The organism is Pseudomonas fluorescens, assembly GCF_902497785.1.
Lineage (GTDB): Bacteria > Pseudomonadota > Gammaproteobacteria > Pseudomonadales > Pseudomonadaceae > Aquipseudomonas > Aquipseudomonas fluorescens_BO.
This window is the reverse complement of the sequence record NZ_CABVHK010000001.1, coordinates 430,890-456,916: the sequence shown is the minus strand read 5'-3', so window position 1 is coordinate 456,916 and position 26,027 is coordinate 430,890. Positions and strand designations below refer to the sequence as shown.

Annotated in this window: 24 protein-coding genes; 8 read left to right on the top strand and 16 right to left on the bottom strand. The window is 59.6% G+C overall.

Annotated features, from left to right (window positions below):
* Positions 1-64: 64 nt before the first annotated feature.
* Complete coding sequence (locus F8N62_RS02245) at positions 65-571, bottom strand: winged helix-turn-helix transcriptional regulator (RefSeq protein ID WP_150709426.1); 507 nt, start codon at positions 569-571, stop codon at positions 65-67.
* A 100-nt stretch (positions 572-671) separates the two neighbouring features.
* Between F8N62_RS02245 and F8N62_RS02240 the strand changes: the two genes are divergently transcribed.
* Together F8N62_RS02240 and F8N62_RS02235 are read left to right on the top strand one after the other, a co-directional pair.
* A complete protein-coding gene (locus F8N62_RS02240) occupies positions 672-1,298 on the top strand; it encodes an isochorismatase family cysteine hydrolase (protein ID WP_150709425.1) in 627 nt (208 codons plus the stop codon).
* Positions 1,299-1,304: 6 nt separating this feature from the next.
* Positions 1,305-2,870, top strand: a complete 1,566-nt coding sequence (locus tag F8N62_RS02235) for an aldehyde dehydrogenase (NADP(+)) (RefSeq protein ID WP_150709424.1) — start codon at positions 1,305-1,307, stop codon at positions 2,868-2,870.
* A gap of 26 nt (positions 2,871-2,896) precedes the next feature.
* On the opposite strand, the gene F8N62_RS02230 is transcribed toward F8N62_RS02235, so the two are convergent.
* The 4 genes from F8N62_RS02230 to F8N62_RS02210 all read right to left on the bottom strand — a co-directional run bounded on the left by F8N62_RS02230 (position 2,897) and on the right by F8N62_RS02210 (position 7,265).
* Positions 2,897-3,895 (bottom strand): bile acid:sodium symporter family protein, encoded by a 999-nt coding sequence (locus tag F8N62_RS02230; RefSeq protein WP_150709423.1) that lies wholly within the window; start codon positions 3,893-3,895, stop codon positions 2,897-2,899.
* A 374-nt stretch (positions 3,896-4,269) separates the two neighbouring features.
* Complete coding sequence (locus F8N62_RS02220; protein WP_150709422.1) at positions 4,270-5,778, bottom strand: tripartite tricarboxylate transporter permease; 1,509 nt, start codon at positions 5,776-5,778, stop codon at positions 4,270-4,272.
* Positions 5,779-5,802: 24 nt separating this feature from the next.
* Positions 5,803-6,297: a tripartite tricarboxylate transporter TctB family protein gene (locus F8N62_RS02215; protein WP_150709421.1), complete on the bottom strand. Its 495-nt coding sequence runs from the start codon at positions 6,295-6,297 to the stop codon at positions 5,803-5,805.
* Positions 6,294-7,265 (bottom strand): tripartite tricarboxylate transporter substrate binding protein, encoded by a 972-nt coding sequence (locus F8N62_RS02210; protein ID WP_150709420.1) that lies wholly within the window; start codon positions 7,263-7,265, stop codon positions 6,294-6,296. Before F8N62_RS02210 ends, F8N62_RS02215 begins: the two co-directional genes overlap by 4 nt.
* A gap of 157 nt (positions 7,266-7,422) precedes the next feature.
* On the opposite strand from F8N62_RS02210, the gene chrA reads away from it, so the two are divergent.
* The 3 genes from chrA (at position 7,423) to F8N62_RS02195 (ending at position 9,647) form a co-directional block, all read left to right on the top strand.
* The gene (chrA, locus tag F8N62_RS02205; protein ID WP_150709419.1) at positions 7,423-8,628 is read left to right on the top strand and encodes a chromate efflux transporter; all 1,206 of its coding nucleotides are present in this window, start codon (positions 7,423-7,425) and stop codon (positions 8,626-8,628) included.
* Between the two features lie 162 nt (positions 8,629-8,790).
* Positions 8,791-9,141: a DUF6152 family protein gene (locus F8N62_RS02200; RefSeq protein WP_150709418.1), complete on the top strand. Its 351-nt coding sequence runs from the start codon at positions 8,791-8,793 to the stop codon at positions 9,139-9,141.
* A complete protein-coding gene (locus F8N62_RS02195) occupies positions 9,141-9,647 on the top strand; it encodes a DUF6644 family protein (protein ID WP_150709417.1) in 507 nt (168 codons plus the stop codon). The genes F8N62_RS02200 and F8N62_RS02195 overlap by 1 nt, the downstream gene beginning before the upstream one ends.
* A 3-nt stretch (positions 9,648-9,650) precedes the next feature.
* Here the strand turns inward: F8N62_RS02195 and F8N62_RS02190 are convergent, their stop codons facing one another.
* Positions 9,651-10,739, bottom strand: a complete 1,089-nt coding sequence (locus F8N62_RS02190; RefSeq protein WP_150709416.1) for a polyamine ABC transporter substrate-binding protein — start codon at positions 10,737-10,739, stop codon at positions 9,651-9,653.
* A 52-nt stretch (positions 10,740-10,791) separates the two neighbouring features.
* The gene (locus tag F8N62_RS02185) at positions 10,792-12,093 is read right to left on the bottom strand and encodes an NAD(P)/FAD-dependent oxidoreductase (RefSeq protein WP_150709415.1); all 1,302 of its coding nucleotides are present in this window, start codon (positions 12,091-12,093) and stop codon (positions 10,792-10,794) included.
* Between the two features lie 143 nt (positions 12,094-12,236).
* Here F8N62_RS02185 and F8N62_RS02180 point away from each other — a divergent pair, with 143 nt between their 5' ends.
* The gene (locus tag F8N62_RS02180; RefSeq protein ID WP_150709414.1) at positions 12,237-13,139 is read left to right on the top strand and encodes a LysR substrate-binding domain-containing protein; all 903 of its coding nucleotides are present in this window, start codon (positions 12,237-12,239) and stop codon (positions 13,137-13,139) included.
* Positions 13,140-13,142: 3 nt separating this feature from the next.
* Here the strand turns inward: F8N62_RS02180 and F8N62_RS02175 are convergent, their stop codons facing one another.
* Positions 13,143-13,364, bottom strand: coding sequence for a hypothetical protein (locus F8N62_RS02175; protein ID WP_150709413.1), 222 nt, complete (start codon positions 13,362-13,364; stop codon positions 13,143-13,145).
* A 184-nt stretch (positions 13,365-13,548) separates the two neighbouring features.
* Between F8N62_RS02175 and F8N62_RS02170 the strand changes: the two genes are divergently transcribed.
* The gene (locus tag F8N62_RS02170) at positions 13,549-15,933 is read left to right on the top strand and encodes a DUF3772 domain-containing protein (protein ID WP_150709412.1); all 2,385 of its coding nucleotides are present in this window, start codon (positions 13,549-13,551) and stop codon (positions 15,931-15,933) included.
* A gap of 283 nt (positions 15,934-16,216) precedes the next feature.
* Positions 16,217-17,641, top strand: a complete 1,425-nt coding sequence (locus F8N62_RS02165) for an undecaprenyl-phosphate glucose phosphotransferase (protein ID WP_150709411.1) — start codon at positions 16,217-16,219, stop codon at positions 17,639-17,641.
* A 138-nt stretch (positions 17,642-17,779) separates the two neighbouring features.
* Here F8N62_RS02165 and F8N62_RS02160 read toward each other — a convergent pair whose 3' ends face one another.
* The 8 genes from F8N62_RS02160 to F8N62_RS02125 all read right to left on the bottom strand — a co-directional run bounded on the left by F8N62_RS02160 (position 17,780) and on the right by F8N62_RS02125 (position 26,023).
* Positions 17,780-18,901 (bottom strand): glycosyltransferase family 61 protein, encoded by a 1,122-nt coding sequence (locus tag F8N62_RS02160; RefSeq protein ID WP_150709410.1) that lies wholly within the window; start codon positions 18,899-18,901, stop codon positions 17,780-17,782.
* 46 nt (positions 18,902-18,947) lie between these two features.
* Complete coding sequence (locus F8N62_RS02155; RefSeq protein ID WP_150709409.1) at positions 18,948-20,090, bottom strand: hypothetical protein; 1,143 nt, start codon at positions 20,088-20,090, stop codon at positions 18,948-18,950.
* A 253-nt stretch (positions 20,091-20,343) separates the two neighbouring features.
* On the bottom strand, positions 20,344-21,078 hold the full coding sequence (locus F8N62_RS02150; RefSeq protein ID WP_150709408.1) for a WecB/TagA/CpsF family glycosyltransferase: 735 nt from the start codon (positions 21,076-21,078) through the stop codon (positions 20,344-20,346).
* Positions 21,078-22,268, bottom strand: coding sequence for a glycosyltransferase family 2 protein (locus tag F8N62_RS02145; protein ID WP_150709407.1), 1,191 nt, complete (start codon positions 22,266-22,268; stop codon positions 21,078-21,080). Before F8N62_RS02145 ends, F8N62_RS02150 begins: the two co-directional genes overlap by 1 nt.
* On the bottom strand, positions 22,265-23,467 hold the full coding sequence (locus F8N62_RS02140) for a glycosyltransferase (protein ID WP_150709406.1): 1,203 nt from the start codon (positions 23,465-23,467) through the stop codon (positions 22,265-22,267). Before F8N62_RS02140 ends, F8N62_RS02145 begins: the two co-directional genes overlap by 4 nt.
* A gap of 12 nt (positions 23,468-23,479) precedes the next feature.
* Positions 23,480-24,481 carry a DUF535 family protein gene (locus tag F8N62_RS02135; RefSeq protein ID WP_150709405.1) on the bottom strand — a complete coding sequence of 334 codons (1,002 nt, stop codon included), beginning with the start codon at positions 24,479-24,481 and terminating at the stop codon, positions 23,480-23,482.
* A 7-nt stretch (positions 24,482-24,488) separates the two neighbouring features.
* On the bottom strand, positions 24,489-25,466 hold the full coding sequence (locus F8N62_RS02130) for a glycosyltransferase family 2 protein (RefSeq protein WP_150709404.1): 978 nt from the start codon (positions 25,464-25,466) through the stop codon (positions 24,489-24,491).
* Between the two features lie 5 nt (positions 25,467-25,471).
* Positions 25,472-26,023: a serine O-acetyltransferase gene (locus tag F8N62_RS02125; protein WP_150709403.1), complete on the bottom strand. Its 552-nt coding sequence runs from the start codon at positions 26,021-26,023 to the stop codon at positions 25,472-25,474.
* Between the last annotated feature and the right edge of the window lie 4 nt (positions 26,024-26,027).

Below are 26,027 nucleotides of genomic sequence, written 5' to 3'. Positions count from 1 at the left end.
GTGTTGACTGAATCACTGCTATCGCCAGCAAGCCGGCTCCTACACGAGGCATCGGCGCAAATGGTTAATCATCACGCTTGCCTTTGAACGCCGCGCGCCGGGCCTGTCGTTCGGCGCTGTAGGCCGCGCTCTGCTCGCTGATCAACTGGTCACGGCGCAACACTTCGCCACAATGTGCGCACTGCGGTCCCAACCCGGCGGGCTCGCCGCAGGTTGTGTGCGTATACACCACCGCCAGGCCTTCCTCCGGCGACTTGCACCAGGTTTCCCCCCAGGCGCGCAGCGCCAGCACCACCGAGTAAAACGCCTGGCCCTTTTCCGTGAGGTGGTACTCGTAGCGTGGCGGTCGTTCGTTATAGAGGCGGCGCTCGACCAGGCCGTCCGCTTCCAGATTTTTCAGGCGTGCAGCGACCATTTGCGGGGTGCCGCCGGTCTGCGCCTGGATTTCGTCGTACCTATGGCTCCCCATGAACAACTCACGCAGGACCAGCACCGTCCAGCGGTCGCCCACGATTGCCTCGGCCCGGGAAATCGGGCACAGAGTGTCGGGAACACTGGTATTTATCGACATACGGACTTGCCTCTTTCACTGTTACTATGATTATCATATCAACATGATGCCAGGGCAAGCCCACGGCACCGGTCACTCATCCCCTGTGGAGAATATCGTCATGTCGAACGCCCTTTACCCGCTCAACAGAACCGCCTATTTGCTGGTCGATCCTTACAACGATTTTCTCTCGGAAGGCGGCAAGGTGTATCCCTTGATCGAACCGATCGCCGAGCAGGTCGGCTTGCTCGACAACCTGCGCGCGCTCGACCGTGCGGTCCGCGCCCTCGACATTCCGGTGGTCATCGTACCGCACCGCCGCTGGGAACAAGGCGACTACGAAAACTGGGATCACCCAACCCCCACCCAGTGCAAAGTCCAGCACATGCACCACTTCGCACGCGGCGAATGGGGCGGCGAATGGCACCCGGATTTCGCGCCGCAGGCAGGCGACATCGTCGTGCAGGAACATTGGGGCTCCAGCGGCTTTGCCAACACCGACCTCGATTTTCGCCTCAAGCAGAAAGGCATCAGCCACGTGATTATCGTGGGTCTGCTGGCCAATACCTGCATCGAAGCCACCGCACGCTACGCGTCGGAACTCGGTTACCACGTCACCCTCGTGCGGGACGCCACTGCGGCTTTCCGCCCGGAAATGATGCACGCCGCCCACGAGCTGAATGGCCCGACGTTCGCGCATTCGATTGTGACGACGAATGAGCTCATCGCCACGCTTGGCCAGGAGTGACAGCGGATGAAACTGACAGGAAACCTGATCATCGGCGCCGAGGATGTCCCGGCCACGGAAGGCACGATGAAGGCGCTCAATCCCGCCATCAACCAACTGATCGACCCGGATTTTGCCTTGGGCGGTGCCGCGCAAGTCCACCAGGCGGCCACGCTCGCCGACGAGGCCTTTGACAGCTACAGTCATACGTCGCTGGCCGAGCGTGCGGCGTTCCTGGAGAGCATTGCCGCCAATCTTGAGGCCGTCCGCGAACCATTGGCGGCGAGAGCCGCGCTTGAAACCGGACTACCGGCGGTTCAACTCGAAGGCGAAGTCACCCGAGCTGCCACACAGTTCCGACAGTTCGCCGAGGTAGTGCGCAGAGGCCGCTTTCTGCAACTGGCCATCGACCCGGCACAACCTGATCGCCAGCCTCGCCCACGCACGGACCATCGGCTGCAAAAAATCGCCATCGGCCCGGTGGCGATTTTCGGTGCGAGCAATTTTCCGATCTCCTATTCGGTTGCCGGTGGCGATACCGCGTCGGCATTGGCCGCCGGCGCGACGGTGATCCTCAAAGCGCACAACGCGCATCCCGGGGCGTCGGAAATTCAGGCGCGGGCCATTCGAAAAGCGGTGCAGCAACACGGGTTGCACGACGGTGTTTTCTCGATGGTGCGCGGCAGCGGCAACACGATTGGCGAAGCGTTGGTCGATCATCCGCTGATCAAGGCGGTGACCTTCACCGGCTCGGAACACGGCGGCATGGCGCTGTATCGCCGGGCGCAGCTACGGCCCGATCCGATTCCGGTGTTCACCGAAATGACCAGCATCAACCCTACGTTCATCCTGCCCGCCGCCCTGGCCGAACGTGGCGCGCAGATCGGCGACGGTTTTAGCGAGCGCATGCTGGTCAACGTCGGGCAAGCCTGTCTCAGGCCCGCGCTGCTGGTTGCGATCAAGGGCGCTGGCGTTGAAGCGCTGCGAGAGGCGATGGCCAAGCGTGTGGCCGAGGCGCCGGCGCGGACGATGCTGACGCCGGGGATTCATGGGTCCTACCTGAACGGTCTCGCCGCCATGGAAAACGCCGGCGCCCGTCGCATTGTCCAAGGCTCGCCCGCCCATGCAGACGTTGACGGCCAGTCGGCATTGCTTGAAGTCGACGGCCAACGCTTCTTGAGCGAGGCGGTACTGGCGCAGGAGGTGTTTGGTCCGTCTGCGCTGTTGGTAACGGTCGAGGATGAGGATCAATTGCTCGCCGTCGCCCGCTCGCTCAAGGGGCAACTCAGCGCTGCCGTGCACCTGGAGGAAAGTGATCTGCCGTTGGCTCAGCGCCTGTTGCCGGTGTTGGAGCGGCGCACCGGGCGCATCGTGGTCAACGCCTTCGCCCATCCGCAGGAAGTGACCTACGCCACCGTTCACGGCGGGCCGTTTCCGGCCACGTCCGACAGCCGCTTCACCTCGGTGGGGATGACGTCGATTGATCGTTTCTTGCGTCCGGTTGCTTATCAGGGCTTTCCGGACGCGTTGTTGCCGGAAGCACTGAGGGAGAGCAATCCTCTGCAACTGGTTCGACTTGTGGACGGGCAATAAGGCAATGCGTGCACGGTCAGCCTCTCTCAAGGGTCAACCTGAGCCATCAGTTCAGGAACCGATTCCGGGCGATTGGCGTAGCGCTGCGCAAGGACGGCGCAGACCATCAACTGTATCTGGTGGAACAGCATCAGCGGCAGGATCAACACGCCGATGGTGCTGCCAGCGAATAGCACCTGGGCCATTGGCACGCCAGTGGCCAGGCTTTTCTTCGAACCGCAGAAAAGGATGGTGATGCGGTCTTCCTGATTGAAGCCAAACGCTTTGCCCAGCACTGTGGCCGCCGCCAATACCAGCCCCAGGACGATGCAGCAGACGACCACCAGCCCAGCCAGTTCCCAGAACGGAATCTGCTGCCAGATGCCCTCGATCACCGCTTCGCTGAAAGCACCGTAGACCACCAGCAGGATCGAGCCTTGGTCGACAAATCTCAGCCAGCTCTTGTTGCGCGCCACCCAGGCGCCGATCCAGCGCCGGGCGATCTGCCCGGCCACGAACGGCAGCAGCAGTTGCACGCTGATTTTCATGATTGCATCGAGGGTCGAGGCACCGTCGCCGTGCACGTTCAGCAGCAGGGTCACCAGCAACGGTGTGAGGAAAATCCCGAACAGGCTCGAGGCCGCCGCGCTGCAAATCGCCGCCGGAATGTTTCCCCGAGCCAATGACGTGAAGGCGATGGCCGATTGCACCGTAGCCGGCAGTGCGCAGAGGTAAAGCATGCCCATGTACAGTTCATCGCCGATCAACGGCGACAGCAGCGGTTTGAGCGCCAGTCCGATCAGCGGGAACAGCACAAACGTTAACCCGAACACCAGCAAATGCAGGCGCCAGTGACCGGCACCGACGATGATCGACTCACGCGAGAGTTTGGCGCCGTGGAGGAAAAACAGCAGGGCAATGGCGCTGTTGGTCAGCCAGCCAAAACCGACCGCGACCTGCCCGCTGGCCGGCAGCAGGCTGGCAAGAACTACCACGCCTATGAGGGTCAGGGTGAAGTTGTCGGGCAAGAAACGAGGGCGGGTCATGGGGAGCATCCGGCGGCGGCGATAAACGAGGCCTCGACTCTAACGTGCGTGCTGAATGCCAGCTAACGCTAATAAGCCAGTTGGTGTCGCTCAAAGGACAAATGTTGGCGACTTAGCAGCCGACATGTCGTCAAGTCCGGTCAGGCTCATCACCGGTGAAGGCTTAAACTCAATGCCATGCCCAACAAAATCCCCTGTGGGAGCGAGCCTGCTCGCGATGGCGTCATGTCAGTTACCTCCCATGGCGGATGACAGTCCGTATTCGCGAGCAGGCTCGCTCCCACAGTGGCTCATTACAAGCCGAGCGTGTGGGCGCGGCGGCGTGAAGCCCGGTCGGCTCAGAGGCCGCCTCGCAGACCGCCATACCAGCCAACTCAATCATCTTCATGCAGCTTGATACCCCTGGCGTGTAGCAAATGCGGGACCACCAGCACCAGAAGCGTCAACGCCAGAAACGCCGCAGAAATCGGTTGGGTCACAAATACGGTCCAGTCGCCCTGACTGATCGACAAGGCGTTACGCAACTGTTTTTCCGCCATCGGCCCCAGCAGCATGCCGACGATCACCGGGGCGACGGGGAAGTCGAACCGTCGCATCAGCACCCCGCCCCAACCGATCGCCAACATTAGCAACAGGTCGAACGAAGAGTGGCGCATGCCATATACGCCAATGGTGGCGAACACCAGAATTCCGGCATTCAAATACGGTCGGGGGATTTGCAGGAGTTTCACCCAGAGCCCCACCAACGGCAGGTTCAGCACCAATAAAATAACGTTGCCGATGTACAACGATGCAACCAGGGTCCAGACCAATTCTCCCGAGGTTTCGAAAAGCAGCGGCCCCGGTTGCAGGTTGTAGTTCTGGAATGCGGCCAACAGGATGGCTGCGGTGGCGGATGTCGGGATACCCAGCGTTAGCAGTGGCACCAGAGACCCCGTTGCACTCGCATTGTTGGCAGCTTCCGGCCCGGCGACACCCTCGATGGCGCCCTCGCCTTTGCTGGCGGCAAATTCTTTCGGGTATTTGCTCAGCTTGCGTTCGGTCGAATAGGACAGAAACGTCGGGATCTCCGCGCCCCCGGCCGGAATCGAGCCAAAGGGAAAACCGATCAGCGTGCCGCGCAGCCAGGCCGGCACCGAGCGTTTCCAGTCGGCGCAGGTCATCCACAACGAAGTCAGGCGATGGCGGCCCGTCGCCTCTTCTTTGTGGTACAGAAGACTGTACAGCGCCTCGCCCACTGCAAATAAGCCGACCGCCACCAGCACGACTTCGATGCCATCGACCAGCTCGGGGACGCCCAGGGTGTAGCGGGCAATCCCCGAAGTCGAATCCAGACCAATCAAACCAACGGTCAGGCCGATCCCCAGTGAAGCGAAGCCGCGCAACATTGACGCCCCGAGCACCGCCGACACCGTGGTGAACGACAACACCAGAATCGCGAAGTACTCCGCGGGACCAAATTTGAGTGCCAGTTTGGCCACGATGGGCGCGAACAAGGTCAGCAGCACCGTGGCGATGGTGCCGGCGACAAACGAGCCGATGGCCGCCGTGGCCAGGGCCGGCCCGGCCCGACCATTGCGCGCCATCAGGTTGCCTTCCAGCGCCGTGACCATCGAAGACGACTCGCCCGGGGTATTGAGCAAAATCGACGTCGTGGATCCACCGAACTGGGCGCCGTAGTAAATGCCGGCGAACATGATCAGCGCGCCGGTGGGGTCGACCTTGGCGGTAATCGGCAGCAGCAGCGCGACTGTCAGCGCCGGTCCGATGCCCGGCAGCACACCGATGGCAGTACCGAGCAGACAGCCGATAAACCCCCACATCAAATTGATCGGGGTCAGCGCCGAAGAAAAGCCCATGGCCAGGCTTGCGAGAATATCCACCCAGTTGATCTCCTTCGGCCCGGATCAGATCCAGGCGTTGACAAGCGGTGGTAGGGAAACCCCCAGCCCGGCGTTGAACAGCCAGTAAATCGGCAGCGTCAGGGCAATGCCGATCGCCAGGTCGCGCAGCGGATGGCGACTGCCGAAACCCCGCGCCGAACAGGCAAATAACAGCGCGGCGGCCAGAACGAAACCGATGAGATTGATCAGCACCGCGACGCCCAGCAGCCCCGCCGTTACCCAGGCCACCCCGGCCTTGCCGCCGGGGATCACTTTGGCAGACTCGTCTTCGTGGTCGGCCAGTTCGCGAAAGCCGCCGGTCACGGCTTGATAGCTCAGCACCACGCCCACGCCCGCCAGGAACAGCGCAACGGCGTAGGGATAAACGTAGGCACCGAGGATGACGAACCCCATCTCGGCAGGGAACTGCCAGGCGCCATATGCGAGCGCGGCGCTGATGGCGATCACTCCGGCACTGATCGCCAACTGCACGGGCACGACCCTGCGCACTGGCGTCATGGCTTGACCAGCCCGACCTCGACCAGCATCGCACGCAGGCGCACGTGCTCCTCGTCGACAAATTTGCCGAACTCGTCACCGGTCAAAATGTTCGGTGCCCATTTATTGGTGGCGACGTTGTCCTTCCATACCTTGCTGTCAGCGGCAGCCAGCACCGCGTCGGTCACTTCTTTACGCTGCTCAGGCGTCAGACCTGCGGCGCCGTAGACCCCGCGCCAGTTGCCGATGATCACGTCATACCCGCTTTCTTTAAGCGTCGGCGCATCGATGCCTTCGACGCGTTCCGGTGCGCCGATGGCGAGCACACGGAACTGGCCGTTTCTGATGTATTGACCCAGCTCGGCATAACCGCCGGTGATGACCTTGATTTGCCCGCCCAATGCCGCAGCAACCACCTCGCCGCCGCCAGCGAAGGCCAGGTAATTAACCTTGTTGACCGGGATTCCCATCTTGCTCGCCAGATCGGCGATGCCGATGTGATCAATCGAACCCTTGGAGCCACCGCCGAACGTGACGCTTGGGGGATTGGCTTTAAAGTCTTTTACCAAATCGTCCAGCGTTTGATACGGCGACTCCTTGCGCACGGCGATCACGTTGTATTCGGTAAAAAGCCGCGCAATTGGCGTCACATCCTTCAAGGTAATCTGCGGTTTGTTCTGCTCGATACCGGTGACCATGATCGCGCCGACCACCAGCAACGCATTCGGATCGCCCTTGGTGCTGTTGGCAAATTGCGCCAGCCCCAACGTACCCCCTGCTCCCCCCTTGTTCTCGAAAGTGGCGGATTTCGCGCTCTTGGCCTCGATCAAGGCTTTGCCCAGCACCCGCGCCGTCTGGTCGTACCCGCCGCCCACCGAGCCGGGGGCCATGAACTTGACGGTGTCCAGCGCAAACACAGGCGCGGTCAATGCGGCGGCCGTGAGGGCAACCGCGAGGCAACGGGTGGAGCGTCGTAACAAAGCGAACATGCGTGTTCTCCCGAGACTTTTGTTTTTATGGGGTGCCGCTGAGCGTCGATCAGGGCGCACACCCCGATCAATCAATCTCCATCTCGGGATAAGCGTAGGCCATGGTTAGAATGGCGACACACAACAGTGAATCACTTCATTTCAGGAAGGCACCTGCATGGCCGAACCCCACGCCCATGATCGAAGCAACCCGTGGTCAGTGTTTCTGATTTTCCTGCGTCTGGGACTGACCTCCTTCGGCGGCCCCATCGCGCATCTGGGTTACTTTCGCGAGGAGTTCGTGGCGCGCCGGCGCTGGCTGACCGAGCGCAGTTACGCGGATCTGGTTGCGCTGTGCCAATTCTTGCCGGGGCCGGCCAGCAGTCAGGTCGGCATCGCGCTGGGCATGTACCGCGCCGGCTACCGTGGAGCGCTGGCAGCCTGGCTCGGCTTTACCCTGCCGTCGGCCGTGGCCCTGATCCTGTTTGCGCTGGGCCTTTCCCGCTACGGCACGCTCCTGGCGCCCGGCACGCTGCACGGGCTTAAAGTGGTGGCTGTCGCGGTGGTTGCGCAAGCGGTGTGGGGGATGGCGCGCAACCTGTGCACGGATGTTCCGCGCATCACGCTGATGATGATTGCTGCCTGCGTCGTTTTGCTGCAACCGTCCGCCTGGGCGCAGGTCGGCGTGATTGTCGCGGCCGGCATCGCCGGTCTGTGCGTGTTCAAACCCGAGCCGAACCGCGCAGACGACGCTCTGCCGGTCACCCTCAGCCGCCGGGCCGGGGCCCTCTGGTTGACGCTGTTTCTGACGTTGTTGATTGGCCTGCCGCTGTTGAATCAACTGTTGCCCAGCCAGCCCATCGCCATGGTGGATGCCTTCTACCGCGCCGGCTCTCTGGTGTTCGGTGGCGGCCATGTAGTGTTGCCGCTGCTGCAAGCCGAGGTGGTGCCCTCGGGCTGGGTCAGCAATGAAGCGTTTCTCGCCGGTTATGGCGCCGCGCAGGCGGTGCCGGGTCCGCTGTTCACCTTTGCAGCATTTCTTGGTGCGTCGATGAACGTGACGCCTTCGGGCTGGAGCGGCGCGATCCTCTGTCTGTTGGCGATCTTCGCGCCATCCTTTCTGTTGATTTTCGGCGCCCTGCCCTTTTGGGAGCGACTGCGCCGCAATGCGCGTGCGCAGGCCGCGCTAATCGGGGTGAATGCAGCGGTGGTCGGTCTGCTGCTGGCCGCGCTGTACCAGCCGGTGTGGACCAGTGCGATTGTCAGCGCGCAAGACTTCGGCCTGGCGCTGGTGGCGCTGGTGGCCTTGATGTTCTGGAAGTTGCCGCCATGGCTGGTGGTGTTCGGCTGCGCGATTGCGGGTTGGTTGCTGAGCAGCCTGTGATGCGCAACAGATTGGCAAACGATTGATTTTCAAACCCTAACTTTTCCAGAAACACTAATCCCGGCTACCTCGACGGAACGGCGAAAAATGCCGGGCTATGCTGAACAATCAAATGTGCTTCACGCCTCGGGTTTATTGATGACGTGCATCAGGAGACAGGTTATGAAAGGCATGTTCGGCGGCATCGGATTGTCACTCTTGCTGGCCGCGAGCGCGGCGTTCGCTCATCACGGCTGGAGCGAATACGACGCCAGCAACGCCCTGCAATTGAACGGCACGATTGAGGAGTCTGGCTACTCCCATCCTCATGGATTCGTACGCCTCAAAACATCGGACAAGACCTGGAACGTGGTGTTGGCGCCGCCTTCGCGCATGGAAAACCGTGGCCTGACCCGGGACATGATGAGTGTCGGCAGCACGGCCAGCGTAGTCGGCTATCAGAATCGCAATAAACCGGATGAACTGCGCGCCGAACGCATCACCGTAGATGGCAAGACCATAGAGTTACGCTGATGCAGACACTCAATACCGGCGCGGGCACGGATAGCTGGCTGGACTGGCTGGGTGACTCGCCGCTGGGGGCCGCCATGCGTGGCGACCTGTGGCTGTACCCGATGGTCGAGGTGGTGCACATCATCGGGTTTGCCGTGTTGGTCGGTTCGGTGGTGATGTTCGATCTGCGGGTGCTCGGGCTGTCCAAAAACATCGCCGTGACCGACCTGGCTCGCCACTTGCTGACCTGGTCACTCGCTGCACTGCTGTTGATCGTGCCCGCCGGGCTGATGATGTTCTCGGCCCACCCGCATGACTTCGCCTCCAATGGCATTTTCATCCTGAAACTGTGCCTGATCGCGACCGCAGGCCTTAATGCAGTGCTGTTCCACATCGGGGTCTACCGTTCGGTCAATCGCTGGAACACCGCGGTGGCAGCACCTGGCATGGCGAAATGTCAGGCACTGTTGTCGATTGCGTTATGGGTCACTGTTGTGTCGTGCGGCCGCCTGCTGGCCTACACCTGAGCATCAGGTATTGGTTTTCAACCGGGTCCACAGACGCGTGCTCAACCGCGCAATGGCCGCAGGCAGTTCCTCGACAGTGAACAACTTGTCCAGCACACCCTTGGGCGGATAAATGGCCATGTCCTGTTTCACCGCGGGTGTGACGTATTGATCCGCGGCCAGGTTGGGGTTGGCGTAGTGGATGCTGTTGCTGATGTTGGCGATGACTTGTGGTGTCAGCAGGTAGTTCATGTAGGTGTAGCCGTTCTTCTCGTGTGGCGCACTCTTCGGCATGACCACCATGTCGAACCACAGGGTCGAGCCTTCGTCAGGGATCGAGTACGCGATGTCGATGCCGTTGTTGGCCTCTTTGGCGCTGGCGGCCGCTTGCACAATGTCGCCGTTGAAGCCGATCACCGCGCAGACATTGCCGTTTGCCAGGTCGCTGATGTATTTCGATGCATGGAAATACTGCACGTAAGGCCTGATCTTCAGCAGCGCCTGTTCGGCTTTCTTGTAGTCCGAGGGCTCATGGCTATGCGGCGGCAGGCCCAGGTAATTGAGGGTGATCGGCAGGATCTGTGTCGGGTTGTCGATGATCGCGACGCCGCACTGGCTGAGTTTCTTGATGTTCTCTTCATCAAAAAACAGCTTCCACGAATGGGTGACATCGGTGTTGCCGAAGATCGCCTTGATCTTCTCCACGTTGTAACCGATCCCCGCCGTGCCCCACATATACGGGTAGCCGTACTGATTGCCCGGATCGTTGACCTCGAGTTTTTTCAGTAGCGCCGGGTCGAGGTTTTTCCAGTTGGGCAACTGGCTTTTATCGAGTTTCTGAATGGCACCGGCCTTGATCAAACGCGACAGAAAATGGTTCGAAGGGCTGACCACGTCGTAACCGGTGTTGCCGGTCATCAGTTTCGATTCCAGCACTTCGTTGCTGTCATGAATGTCGTAAGTCGCCTTGATCGCGGTTTCCTGGGTGAAACTGACCAAAGTGTCGTCGGCGATGTAGCCGTTCCAGTTGGAAATATTGACCACTTCGTCGGCGTAACTGGCGGCCGACAATGTCGTCAGGGCAACCATCAGGGGAATCGTGTTCACGCGCATGTTCAATCACCTGCTTGATGAGCTTTTGTTGTTGTTTGATTGCTTGGGGTGTCTAGATTTCTGATCTGGCCCGGACCGCTTCCACGCGCATGCGCAACAGGGCGCCGATGTCGAGCAGCGGACGCGGTGGCAGCCAGCCCGGTTGCGCCCGCTGCATGACCGATTCGAGCATCGGCGAGCTGGATCCGGATGCCAGCTCGGCGAGCAAGCGCCCCCACAGCGTGCCGCGCGCGACGCCGGAACCGTTGCAGCCGGCCACCGCAAATACGCCCTCCTCGACCTTGGCAAAAAACGGTTGCCCGCTGCGCGACGCGCTCAAATGCCCGGTCCAGGAATACTCGATGTCTGGCTCGCCGAGGAACGGAAAGCGTCGTTGCAAGCCGAGCACATGATGTTTGCGCCGCTGCAGGAGCTGGCTGTCGGTCAAGTCACGGGAACGGTATTCCGCCGTATTGCGGATCATCACGCGACGGTCCGGGGTCAAGCGCACCGTGGCGCCGAGCGGCCGGGTCGAAAGCACGCCCCATGGCTCGACAGCGCCGATGGCCTGGAACTCTTCATCAGTGAGCGGCCGTGTCAGGCTGGCGCTGAGTTCCATCGGGAACGTTGCGCTGTCGGCGATCCCCGAACGCGGGATGAACGCGTTCAGGCACACCAGCACTTGCTTCGCTTCGATGCTTCCAGCACTGCCATTGGCGCGAACGCGGCCTTTTCCCACGCGTTCAAGGGCAGTGATGTCGGTGTTCTCGAACAAGGTCACTGAGTCCGGCAGCGCATCCAGCAAGCCTTTCACGTACTTCGCCGGTTGCAGCAGCGCGTTACCCTGGCCGCACCAGATCGCCGCCTGGTAATGGCGAGTGCCAAGTTTTTTGTGCAACTCCTCACCTTGCAGAAACTGCGCGCAAGCGCCAACCGCGCGCAACGTCGCCAGTTTGGCCGCGACATCGGTCAACTTGCCGGTGTCGCTGACGGCGAAAAAGTACCCGCTATCCCTGAAATCGCAGTCAATGCCATGGCGCGCGAGGCGCTGGCGCACTTCGTCACAGGCGGCGCGGGAAATCGCGGTGTCCACGTCATAACCGGCAAATCCGGCGTTGCCGATCAACTCATCCTTGACCGGATGTTCATGCCCCACCACAAAACCCGAGTTGCGCGCCGAAGCGCCCTGCGCCGCGCGCTGGCGGTCGACAATCACGATGCGCGCCTGAGGGTGCATCTGCGCGAGCGAGTGAGCGGCGCTAAGCCCGGTGATCCCGGCACCGATGATCAGCCAGTCGGCTTTCTCCGCGCCTTTTAGAGAACGGCGAGCCGGTGAACTTCCCGCCTGCGCAATCCAGCCACATTCATTGGTCATGCATCACCTCATTGGACTTCGATCGGCGAGCGCATGCTGTAATTGCATGACGGGTTTCGTAAGACTTTCGCCAGAGCTAGAATCTATAAGGCCTGTAGTGCTACAACCAACGTTATTAATTCATTGAGCCATTCAGAAAACGCATGGACAAGATTCGCCACGTTCCCTCGCTCCAGGCCTTGCAGGCATTGGTGGAGGTTTCCGACTCGGGCAGCTTTACCCAGGCGGCGCTCAGGCTGTGCCTGACTCAAAGTGCCGTCAGTCGAAAGATTCAGTTGCTGGAGAGCCACTTCGGCGTGCCGATGTTTGTGAGGACCAGCCGCCATGTCCGGCTGACACCGGAAGGCGAACAGGTGCTGGAGACCGCCCGGAGCCTATTGGCGCAATTGAAAAGCCTGGAGGATCGACTCGCCCCGCAGGAACGCCCGTTCCGCATTCGTATGCACGTGTCACTGGCGGTGCGCTGGCTGCTGCCGAAGTTGAGCGAGTTTTATCGAAGTCATCCGCAGGTGTCGCTGTCGATTGAAACAGTGGCAACGGAGGTGGTGGAGCCGGCCATCGACAGCGATGCCTTCATTCACTACCTGCCAGAAGCGTCCCGCGATCCGGACAGCCTGACCCTGTTCAAGGAAGCCCTGGTGCCGGTGTGCGCCCCCGGCCTGGGCGATGCGAGCCGGCCACTGGCGGCGGTGCAAGACTTGATACATTTCCCGTTGTTGCACCGCTCAGCGGACCGAAATGACTGGAGCCGATGGTTATCAGCCAATGGCGGCAGACCGCTGGAGGATTACCGCCACATCCCCTTCAATCTCGATGAACTGGCGCTTGACGCGGCCGCTCGAGGCTTGGGCGTGGCCATGACCGACAGAACCCTGGCCGGTGAATCGATTGAACGGGGCGTGCTGGTTATTCCATTCGGCTACCCCTTGGAAACCCGAGGAATATACGCGTTGAATCTGCAACCGTCCGCCGCGGCTCACCCGGACTGTGCGCTGATCCTGCAATGGTTTGCGCAGCAGGCCGAGCAGCACGACGGCGACCGATGATGCCTAGGTGCCGCCGCCGACTCCTTCTGTCGCACTGGAAAACATCAGCCCGGCCTCGCGCACCAGGGTTCGCCACTCAGCCCCGTTGATCAACCCTGCCCGTTCCATCTCGTCGGCGGCTTTCAGCAACTCGTCATACTGCTCCTCCACATCCATGCGGATCTCGGGTGTAGCGAGGAGTGCATACCAGGCCGCCAAGGCGTCTCGTCGTAAATCATCGGTCATGGTCCAACTCCCAGGGATAGTCTTCATTTGGAAATTGGTTACGGACAGCCGTTCCTCGCGCCCGACATACGGCAGTGGGCCGGAGGGTCCACCCAACCCGCCCACCAGCAAACATTTCCTCGCAGCGATCCACGATGACCTAACCTCATACGCTAAATGACCCACAACAGAGTCGACCACTCCCATGCGTCATGCACTGAAAGCCATGATCCTCGTCGCTTTCACAGTGTTCGGGGCCGGGCCCGGAACGCTGTCGGCGGCCGAGCAACCAGACGTTTCAGCACCCCGAGCGCCCTCCCCCAACATCGTCGTGTCGCAAAGCGATCTCCAGGCGCTGCAACTTCGGCTGGACGTCCTCAAACAGCAAATCTCGCTGGTCGACAACTTCAACCAACTGGAGGCGCCGCAAGATCAGGTCCAGATGTTCTTGCTGGATGTCGACCGCCTCTCGGCCGCACTGCTGCCCCAACAAACTCAGCTGCGCGCGCAATTGGGCGTGTTGGGTCCGGTCCCACTCGATGACACTGCGCCCGAGCAATCCGATATCGCCGCGCAACGGGTCGCGCTCACCGAGCAAAAGAACACAGTCGACGCCACCCTGAAAACCCTGGCCGCCCTGAAAGCCAGCGCCACCGAACTCATCACCCAGATTGCCGGCATCCGGCGCACCCTGCTGGAAAGCGAACTGACCCTGAGAACCCGAAGTATCCTCAACCCGGCGTTCTGGTCTCCGCTCCTGGCCTCGATGGATGATCGACTGCGCTTCAAAACGTTTTTTGATCAGGCGAAGGACGTCCTTAAAACCGTCTGGCAACCCGGCCAACGCCTTAACACCACGGTACTGTTGCTGCTGGCGCTGGTCATTTGGACGCTGGGCCGGCGTCTCGCCGAACGCGGGTTGACCTGGCTGTGCATTCACCGGATGCCGGAAGGACGCTTGCGTCGCAGCTCTCTCGCGCTGGCCTCGGTACTGGCCACCGTATTGACCGTGGGCATGGCCTTGCAACTGCTGTTTTATATGTTCACACGTCAAGGCCCGCTAACGCCGATGTTGTTCACGTTTTCCCAGGAATTCGAAAAGGTCGCCTATACCTGCGTCCTGATTACCGCGCTGAGCCGCGCCCTGCTGTCTATCCAGCACCCGTCGTGGCGGCTGCTGGCGCTTGCCGATCCGGTGGCGCTGTCGCTGGCGCCTTATCCACGCATTCTGGCGGGGGTGCTTCTGGTGCTGGTGACGCTCAACCAGATCCTCAATGCGACCGGCATGAGCAGTGGCGTCGTGATCGCCGGCCGCGGCATTGCCGCGCTGGTGGTTTCATTAGTACTCGCGGACTTGTTATTGCGCACCGGCAAAGTGCGCCGAGCCGCCGTGGTGGCTGGCGACGCCCCACAAGCAGGCCGCACCTTCGCGGGCGTGCTCTACACCATCGCCAGCCTCGCGACCATGGTCGCCATGTTGGCACTGCTGACCGGCTACGTGTCGCTGGCCCGGTTCATCACCTATGAACTGGTGTGGGGATTCATCGTGCTCTCCGGTTTCTACCTGCTGATGCAGTGCTTCAAGGATGCCTGCGAATACCTGTTGTCGGTCAAAAGCCCCAGTGGCAAAGCAATGAAGCAATTGCTGGGGATCGAAGACCGACGTATGGAGCAAATCTCGACCATCCTGTCCGGAATCAGTCGGGCCGGGCTATTGCTGTTGGCGCTGATCACGCTGTTTGTCGGGGGGGTCGGCACGACGCTGGGGCAACTGCTGACCAACGTTTTTTCCATTCTCGGCGGCGCCGGGCTGCGCAAGCTGAACATCATCCCCGGTCACTTGTTCAATGCCGCACTGGCCCTGCTGATCGGCATTTATCTGATCCGGACGCTGGGCCGGTGGCTGGATAAAGAGTTCCTGCCCAAGACCGACATGGACCCGGGCATGCGCGCCTCGCTCACCACGCTGTTTGCCAACATTGGCTACGCGCTGGTCATTCTGATGACACTGTCGTCGCTGGGCGTACAGTGGACCAACCTGGCGTGGATCGTCAGTGCATTGTCGGTGGGGATTGGTTTCGGCTTGCAGGAAATCGTCAAGAATTTCGTCTCCGGCCTGATTCTGCTGACCGAACGACCCGTCAAAGTCGGCGACTTGATCAGCATCAGCGGGGTCGAAGGCGACATTCGCCGGATCAACGTGAGGGCCACCGAAATTCAGCTCAGTGACCGCTCGATCGTCATCGTGCCCAATTCGCAGCTGATTTCGCAGAACCTGCGCAATGTCACCCTCGGCGGCAGCGCCCAAGGGGTGGCAACGCTCGAACTGACCTTCCCCCTGGACATCGATCCCGAGCAGGTGAAGGACCTGCTTTACACCACCTACTGCGAAAACGAATCCATCCTCGACAAACCGGCCCCGGTAGTGCGGTTCAGCAAACTGACCCCCGACGGCATCACGCTGACCATCACCGGTTATGTCGGGAGCCCGAGAATTGTCAGCGTGACCAAAAGCGACCTGCTGTTTGAAATCCTCAAGCGATTGGGCGCCGCCGGTATTGAACTGGCGAAGCCGGCGCCCGCAGTTTGAGTGATGTCCAGCCTGAAACCCGCCCCCACACCTGCCTGAACCGCTCGGCGGGCTTTGTTTTTTTGACATGAATGGTGTATGAAACCGCAGCAAATCAGTGAATGATCGCGCAGTGGTGCTAAAGTGACAGCATCCGCCTCCGTCTCACCAGATTTACACATTCGAGGGGGAGACCTGCCAGTGCAGGAGCAATTTGCCGGTGACGCTGATGCTCTGAAGCGAGGATGTGTTGACCTGAATCTCGCCATTATCGAGCGCGAAGGAAAGCAAATGAGGTTTGGAAATGCTATTTGAGCCCAACAATACCCGTTCCGTTCTTCAGCGAAGAAGTAGTACAAGTGCCGTGGTACAGGCCGGTCTTGATTGCGTTGCGGTGACCGGTGTTGCGTGGTTTTTGATCAACTATCACATCGGCTATATCTCGCAAGACTACGTGATCATGCTCCTGCTACTGCTCGGGGCGTTGGCCGTGGTGTACGACCACTATGCGATTTACCGCAGCAATGTGGGATTCACCATGAAGGCCTTCAAGCTGTTGAAGGCGTGGACGGCAACATTTGGTTTTCTGGTGGCCATGGCGTTCTTGACCAAAACCAGTGAAACGTACTCACGCTTGTTGGTCGGGGAGTTATTCATTCTTGGCTACCTTGCCCAGTTGCTCTTGCACCTCGCGACGCGGGAAATGCAGAAGAAGTTTCTGGCGCACCCGACACAACTGGAAAACGCGCTGATTATTGGCTCGGGCGAGCTGGCCAGTTATCTCTACAAGAAGATCAGTAACAACCCCTGGCTGGGTGAGCGCATCGTCGGCTGTGTGCTGATAGGCGCGGACGATGATCGGGGAAAGGAAGGTCCGGAAGGCAAAAAGCGCCTGGCGATACTGGGTGATATTTCCGACCTCGATGACCTGGTCGTCAAGCACGCCATCCGCACCGTGTACTTCGTGACCCCGTTGGGGGGTTCGGAGGTGATTCAGGACGTTTACATCAGGCTGTTCGATAAACACATTTCGGTTAACTGGGTCCCGGACATTTTCTCGCTGCGCCTGATCAATCACAGTGTTCGCGAGATTGCCGGCATTCCTGTGCTGACCCTGTCCGAAACACCGCTGATGGGCATGCGCCTGTTTCTGAAGAACCTTGAAGACAAGGCACTGGCTTTTTTCATCTTGCTGTTCGCGGCGCCAGTGCTGGCGATTGTCGCCCTTGCGATCAAGATCGATAGCCCCGGCCCGGTGTTTTTTCGTCAGGAGCGCATGGGGTGGAGTGGGGAATCGTTCCGGATCTGGAAGTTCAGGAGCATGGTCGTCCATCAGCCGTCAGATGGCACCGTGGTGCAGGCACAAAAGAATGATCCGCGGGTGACCCGGGTGGGGGCGTTTATCCGGCGAACCAGCCTGGATGAGCTGCCGCAACTGTTCAACGTGTTGATGGGGGAAATGTCTCTGGTGGGCCCTCGCCCGCACGCGATTCAACACGACGTGCAGTACTCGCCCGACGTCTCGGGCTACTTCGCCCGCCACAACATCAAACCCGGTATCACAGGCCTGGCTCAGGTACGTGGCTTGCGCGGTGAAACCAAGGATATCGAGCAAATGATTCGGCGAGTTGACTCGGACATCGAGTACATCAACAACTGGTCGCTCTGGCTCGATTTCGTGATTCTGGTGCGAACGGTGTTTGCCTTCTCCGGCAAGCATGCCTACTAGCCTGGTCCTGTAGGAGCAAGCTTGCTTGCGATGGACTCGTTGGCGGCGCGCTTATGCAGGCAATACGCGTCATCGTTAACGTCCATCGCGAGCAAGCTCGCTCCTACAGGGGGTGGGGGTGGGTGTCGCCGCACCGCGTCACGCCGGGAAAAGATCCAGCGTGCGCTCGACCTCGTCAGGGTCAATCATAAAACCGTCCCGCGCCGGGCTACCGACCACAAAACCGAAGTTCTGCTGGTCTCGATCCGTCAGGTATTTGAAAAAACTGATGAAGCGATTGGGCGGCTGCAAGACCAGTAGCGAACCGCCTGGTGGCAGAACGTTGACCCCGTGGATGAGCTGACTGCCCTCGACCCCGATCACCGTTCTGGCGCCGGCACAGGTAGCGACAATGGTTGCAACATCGGATTTCGCAGGGTCGAGAATGCGAATCCCCCGGCGGTCACGCAGGCGTTCGGCAACCTCCATTTCATTGCGCAACACGCGCGATTCACCCTTGCCACCTCGCAGGATAAACACCCCGGGATGCGTGCTGACGTTCACGTGGGACAGCAGTTTTTCACCCATCGCTTGAAAACGCTGGTGTTTGTTCTGGTTGTGACAGAGATCATCAAAGATCACCAACTCCCGGAAAAACGCGTTGCGTAGACGAACGGGGCACATGTCGAGCCAGTGCTCGTAATCGGGGGCGTGGAGGACGCCGTTGCGGGTGACGCAAAGATTCTCCGCAAATGGCGCGGTAGTCACCGGAACACCCTCGTTGCAGGCCAGCGGGTAGGTAATGCAATCATCCATCAGCCAGGAGCCAAACCACTTGTTGCCCCCTGCGGTGCAGAACAACGCCCCGCGATCGATCTCGTTTTCAACACGAATCCCCGGCAGCCGACCGGCGCCAGGCGTCAACCATGATTTGGCATTGCCCTTGTAAAGAGCACCATCGATCATCCAGACGTCTTTCAGTAAAAAACCCCGGGTGGGGCCATGTTGAACCGGCCCCAGGCCTTCCATGGTGCGACGGGGATGCTCGTGTGGAAAAAACAGCGCTTCTTCCCATCCCGTGACCCGTTCAAGCTGGTTGGGCAGGTAAAACGCCGGCGGAGATATCGAGAGGCCGCCCGGCGCAATGTCCCACGTTTTGACCGCCTGACTTTCCAGGGTTACCGCCGGCTGGCGTGAAACTCGTGTGTTAAACAGATGTTTATAGGCAGCCAGGCTCCATCTGGACTGACCACTACCGGTCAATGCATTAAATTGCGACACAGACACCCCTTGGCCCTATTCAGCCATATAGAAACTGCGTTGGTATTTAAGCGGACACAATGCTTTCGAAGACGGGAAGCACGTTCAGATGACTGTAGCGGTTGCGCAAGTTGTCGAGTAATGCTTCTCCCGGATCCCGGGAACAATGCAGGTATATTTTCGCCAAACCGCCAAAACCCATTTCGCGGTATCGATTGGCAACTTCCTCATCACTCGGACCGTCCGGCAAACCCAGATGAAGCGTCAGTGTTTTACCCTCAACAGCAAATAACGGCGTGTCCCAGAGAAACTGTGCCGCGCCGAACTTTGGCAGTTGAACAAACAAGTAGCCATGATTACCCAGCGTATCGACATCCCCACCGCGCCGCCTCTTCCACTCAAGAAGACCATCGTCGGGGCGCGCCAGGCAAGTTCCGATATCGTAATAGTCGAAGCCGTTCTCTATCGCCCATTCAAGTGCCATGAACGTCGTAATCGAATTAACTTCACGTAACTTTTTAGTATCGGTGAATATCGCGTCCGGGTAGCCAAAGCGCACTGTGCTCCAATAGCGCTTCCCTGCCCGGGTCACTACACACCCCAAATGGCACGCAACAACTTGATCTTCCAGCAACACCAGGTCGAGTCGCCCGGCGACTTTTGCCACCCTTCGAACTTCATGCGCCTCAATTTGCGAAGCGGCCGAACCATGCCTGGCCGCAGCATAGGGCTGCAGCATGTCGCGGTCTGCGCTGCCTATCTCGTCATCATTCAGCGCTTGCTTCATGCGATAACGCAGACGGTTCTTGCGTAGATTTCGACGTAGCTCAGTGTTGTACCTCGCCGTGATGTCTTCAATTGATCGACTGAGTGGCACCACAGCACTTAAATAGTGCGGCACATACAACGCACCAAACGTTGGCACTTCACTTATGACGACGGTGCGGTTTGACTTGCTCAATTTCAACCGGCTCTCAGGTGCACTAGCGTCAGCGCCCAGTAGAACTTTCACAAACTCGCGCTGGGTTTTCCTGCCCGCATAGAGAATGTCGTAAGTACTGTCTTCGCGCAGCTTGAACCTGACAAATTCCCAGCGCCAGAAACAGGCTCGCCCCAGGATATCCCGCAGCCACGCGGCCGCTTTCCTCAGTTCGAATCGTGCTGAAGGCGACAACAACTTACGCATTGATCCCGCTATGAGTTCGTTCATATGGTTTTCAGCACGATTAGAGGAAGGTCATTTGGCGCTTATTAATAAACAAACCAATTAAACGAATCCGTCATTGATCCGCAATTGCCCGACAACATTTAATTGACGCCAGTCTTAACAAGGAAAACAACACGCGCACACTCGCCACATCGCCAGTGCCAACCTGAGTAAAGGTTGAACATCGAAGTTTTGCAAGATATTTCATTGGAGTATTTTATGGCGCCAGAAGACTAGCGAAGTGTCTATGCCAACTTCAAGAGTCTCTATAGATAAAAGAGCGCAGCAAGAACATCGGATTACCCACTACATAACGATGGAATAACCGCTTTGGCTCACTGATCAATCTGAACACCCACTCACAACCGAGACGACGCATCCATTGCGGAGCGCGTGTCACCTTGCCACCGAGAAAATCCAGAATCGCCCCGCCACACACAATTACGCAGGGGGCGCCCGTGGCGGCCAACCTGACAGCGACGGCTTCCTGCTTGGGCATGCCCATCCCCAGCACAATCAACTCGGGCTGCCACTGCCGGGCAAGTTCGAGATAGTCCTCCACCGGCGCAAACCCATGATGGGCCGACACTACATTGACCGCATAGTGCGCTTCACTGCGGCTTACCGCATTGGCTAAAAAAGGCTCTTCGGTGCCCCAGAATGCCACGCGCCTACCGCTATAGGCTGCCAAGAGCTTGGGAATGAAATCGGTGCCGTTCATGTTCAGTCCGGGCGCCAGGCCGAGTCGACGAAACAGGACCGCCATGCCGGAGCCATCGCGCAACAACACGTCAGCCGCCGACAGCGTGTCGCAGTAATCCACGTTGTGCGTGACCAGGTTCATGGCATGGGCGTTGACGAACCCAAGCACCGTCGCCCCTTCTGATTCGGATAAAGCCGCCAGCAACGCTTGTTCGTCAGCCGAATCGCGGACTACCCTGAGTTTCTGGATAATCGTCTGCCAACTGTGCTGCCATGAAGAAGAGCGCATCAGTTGTCATCTCTCTTCGAACGTACCCATCCAACCTGACGCTTGACCACAAACCCGATGTACAGGGGGATCTTTTTCAACGCGTAGAACGGTGCATACAACAACGTCGAAAAAGCGATGATCCGGCGACCGAACCGACTCCATGCCAACAGGATCGTTACGCCGAGGATGACCAGCCCGACAGTCGCTATCAATGCCGGCGCCAAGGGTCCGCCCAGCAGGACGATCAGCCACGACAAACCAAAGGCTGCCACCAGTATCAATGTCAACAGGGCCAACGGCGGGACCACCAGGTCAACGGTCATCGCCAACAGATTCCCGTTGAACCGACCCAGCGACTCCACGAACAGCTTCGGTGCGTCATTGAGGATGACCCCGAGATGACCATGTTCCCAGCGCGTACGTTGCGTACCCAAGCCTTCATCGCTGCGTGGAAAATAACTGCTCACCAAGGCATCGGGACAAAACAACGGCGGCTTCCCGCTTCGGCAGAAATCCAGGCCCATCTTCAGATCTTCGACGATATGGCCGCTGGCCAAATCGATCAATGCCAGGTCTCGCCAGACAAATGCCATGCCCGTCCCCATCAACGGACAGGGCAATCCGAGCCGGGTCCAACCCAGTGCCCGAACCTGATTCTTCACACACCACGCAAACTCGGCAATCTGGACTTTCAGCCCGGAGCCGTCGGGCGCATGCATCAGATTCAGCGCCTGCGTGGGCCGCCCCGAATCGAAGCAACAGGTTGCCAGACGCTCGATAAAGCCCTCACTGATCACGCAATCAGCATCGACGATGGTCAATACGTCAGGCGCATCGGCAGCCAGATGACGCACGCCAAAGTCCAGCGCGTAACCTTTGCCGCGCTGTTGATCATTGTGGCGCTCCACGGCTTCGGCACCGGCGGCTCGGGCCTGGGCGGCGGTGTCGTCAGAGCAGTTGTCCGCCACCACCAACAGGCGGTCGCCCTCGACCAACTGCGGCCGAATGCTGTTTAACGTGGCGACGATGAGCGAGGATTCATTGTGGGCCGGTACCAACACCGCCACCCGCGGTCGCGGGCCCGCCGGTGCCTGCGCGCGAGTCCGCCCAGGCAGGCAGGCCAGCAGCACCTGCGCAAACAGCACCAACACTGGCAGGATGATGATCACCAGCAGCGCACTGAACAACCAACCCAATAATGTGATCATGCGTGCGCCCTCAACAAACTGGCCAACTTGGCCGCTTCGGTATCGATATCGTGGCGCTCCAGCACTTTCTGATAAGCCGACTCGCCCATCCGCTGCAACACCTCGGCCGGTTGCGCGAGGCAGTCCGCCATCGCCGCCGCCAACTCGTCCACCGCGCCTGCTGGAAACAACCAGCCGTTTTCACCCGGACTGACGAGCTCGGGAATGCCCGCCACATAGGTCGTCAATACCGGTCGGCGCAACGCCATGGCCTCCATGATCACCACCGGCAAGCCTTCGGCAAAACTCGGCAACACCATGGCGCGCGCCGCAAGGATTTGCGCGCGCACCTGATCGCTGCTGATCCAGCCGGTAATGCGCACCCGCGATTGCAGGCCATGCAGGACAATCAGGGCCTCGATTTGCCCACGCATTTCCCCGTCACCGGCCAGCACCAGTTCAAACTCTACGCCTTGCTCCGCCAGAATGCGCGCGGCCTCGAGCAACAACAGCTGGCCTTTCTGCTCGCACAAGCGCCCGACACACACCAATCGCGGCACGGACGGCATGGCGACGGCCGGCACCTCGTGAAACGCCCGCTCCAGCCCGCAGTGCACCACCTTGACCTTTTCCCAATGGGTATGCGCCACCCAGCGATACAGCTGGCTGCGCCCATAAGAGCTGATCGCGGCGACAAACGCCGCACGCCGGACTTTCTCGCCCAGGTAAATGGATTGCGGTTTGTCGAACTCTTCCGGGCCGTGCACGGTGAAGCTGTACGCCGGCCCGCCAAGTGCGTTGGCCAGCATCACCACCTCGGTGGAGTTGGTGCCGAAATGTGCATGCACGTGCTCCGCGCCGAACGCCCGTAACCAGTTCAGCACAAGGCACGCTTCGGCCAGATAAACCAAATGATAGGGCCACGGCCGATCCGCGCGCCGCCCCATGCGCAACGCAAGCCACAATGCCGCAAAGAAGCGGCGCGGCTCGGCGCGCAAGGCCTGTAGCACCGGCACGGCCAGCCCTTTGACTCCGTCCTGCAACACATACCGGGTTTTATCGCGTTCGGCTACGTCTTCACCATCCACCAACTCGGCATCCCAACCGCGCAGGGCAATGCGCTGCACCTCGAAGCCCTGACGCTCCAAGGCCAATATCTCGCGACGAATGAAACTATGGCTGACCTTGGGGTATTGATTGATGAAATAAGCGATGCGCATTAGGGACCAGGCTTAGTTGTCGGTTGAATGGACGGAGACTGCCGGCGATACCGCCGTTGTAAACGTATCAGGAACACCAAAACCCGCATCGCGCGGGTGGCTGTAACTGTTCTTCAAGACGCTGTCGACCTTGTTGAACGTGCTATCCAGCAGCTCATAGCGCCTGCGGTACATGGCGCGTTTTTTCGCAACGATACTGTCGAGCGGCTTGCGTGACGGGCTCATGGGCATTTCAAAAAAGTCTTCGCGCTCTGACGGCGTCGCGCCATGCTCCAGCCAGATCACATCGTAATTAGCCGCCAGCTCCTGGGATTTTTCAGCACCAAAATAAGGATGACGGTGATGGCGATACGCGTCCCCTACCGCATAGATTTTTTCAACGCCGATGCGGGTTGCGATGTGTTTCATCACTTCGATCAGAAAGCTTCTTGGCCGAAGTCCCTCGAAATCCTTGGTCAGGTCCCGGTAGATCGTCAACGACAGATCACTGTCCACACCCTTGTGAATCCCTTGGACGGCGCCAATGAACATACACAGCCCGGCGTCAGTGCGACACAGGGTGAACGCCAATGAGGCAATGCGTAAATCACCTTGAAACAGGTTCAGCACCAGTTCCCCTTCACGCATGAACCAGATCGGGCGATCGAGCACCAGTGAGCAACCCGTGGAAATCTCCGACACGTCACTCAACAGCAGATGTTCATTTCGTCCGTACAGCAATAACTGCGGGCAGCTTTTGCTGATCACTTCGTAATGCGAGGCCAATACATCCAGTCTTTCACCAGCGTTCCAGTGGCTGCTGACGTAGGGCCAATGCACAACGCCTACGCAGTCACCACCCAACTTCTCGACGCCGGAAGGGCCCAAGGAGTTCGACATCCGCCGCAAAAAAACATTGAGCGCAGTCCAGTTCTTGCCCACCAACACCAGCAACTTGAGCTTGTTTTTCAACGCCCTCAATGAATAGCCTGGATGCAGGGAAAGCACGCTTTTCATTATCAGCCGAGTATTCATGGAAGGCTCACTTGTATTCGATCAGCGCGGTCTTGCCGGTACCGAATCTGTTCAGAAGAAACTTGAGTTGCCCGAGCATCTCGGGGAATTTTCCCAGCACGAGAAAGAACGCCAGCAGCCAGTTTTCGCGAACCGATCGATCGCCTCGACGCGCCAGGCGCAGCACTTGCAATGGATAGACCAGTAGCAATAGCAGCCCAGGCCATCCCGCCATTAACGTCGCGACACCCGTCGCCAGCGGAATGCCCAAACCCCACAACCAGGCGCGTCGCGACTCACGTTGCCAATGGCGTTCCGGAGCGGCCCCGTGCAAAAACGTGCCCTCGGCGAAGGCATGACCGCCGCGCAAAGTGCGCCGCCACCATTGGCCGAACCGGGTCATCGCCGCGTCGTGCAGGGTCATTTCCTCAGCCAGGCGCCAGACCTTCCATCCATTCGCCCGCAGACGCACACACAGCTCGGGCTCTTCCCCGGCAATCAGCTCCGAACGGAAGCCGGCCACGGCCGCAAAGGCGTCGGCGCGCATCAGCGCATCGCCACCACACGCCTTGGCCTCACCGATCGGCGTGTCCCATTCAAGGTCGCACATCAAGTTGTAAACCGAGCGCTGCGGAAAGCGCTCGCGGCGCCGGCCACACACCACCGCCACCTCGGGATGCGCGTCGAGAAAACCCTGCGCCCGGGACAGCCAGGTATCGACAACCTCACAATCACCGTCGACAAATTGCACATGGCGCATCGTTGGCAACAAGGCCTGCACGCGGGCAAATCCTTCATTGCGCGCGCGCGCCGCGGTAAACGGAATCGTCATGTCCAGCTCGACAACCTCGACCCCGAGGCCCTGTGCCAGAGACACCGAACCGTCCGTTGACCCGGAGTCGACATACACCACCTTGTCCGCTGCACCAGCCAGCGAAGTCAGGCAACGCGCAAGCCGCTGGCCCTCATTGCGACCGATGACGACAACACCAATGCCGGTTTTCATCAGGCTCACCTGGCGTCACAACCGGAGGTATCCAACGGGTCTGCTGTTGCGGGTGCAGCCTGCCTTTTCTTGATGATCGCGGGCACGCCCACGGCCATCGAGTCATCCGGCACATCGGTCAGCACCACGGCATTCGCTCCAATCACGACATTGTTACCAACGTGGATGTTGCCCAGCACCTTGGCGCCGCTGCCGATATCAACGTTGTTGCCAATTATCGGGGCGATGGGCTCACTCACATTTTTCAGGCCCACGACGACGCCGTTGCGAATTCGGCAATCATCACCAAACTGCGCATAGCCACTGATGACGATTCCACCGAAATGATCGATGACGAAGTTACGCCCGACGACCACTTCACACGGCAGTTCGATACCCGTCACGATCTGCACCAGTTTGAAAAGTACTTTGTAGATAAAAGAGAACAGCTTCCTCAGCAACGCCGGGCGTACTCCGTAGCGCCAGCGGCCGAAGCGATAAACCAGCATCACCCAAAACCCCTGAGCGCCCCAGTCGCCCCCATAGGCACGCAAGTCCGCGCGTATGTTTTCGAACATAAAT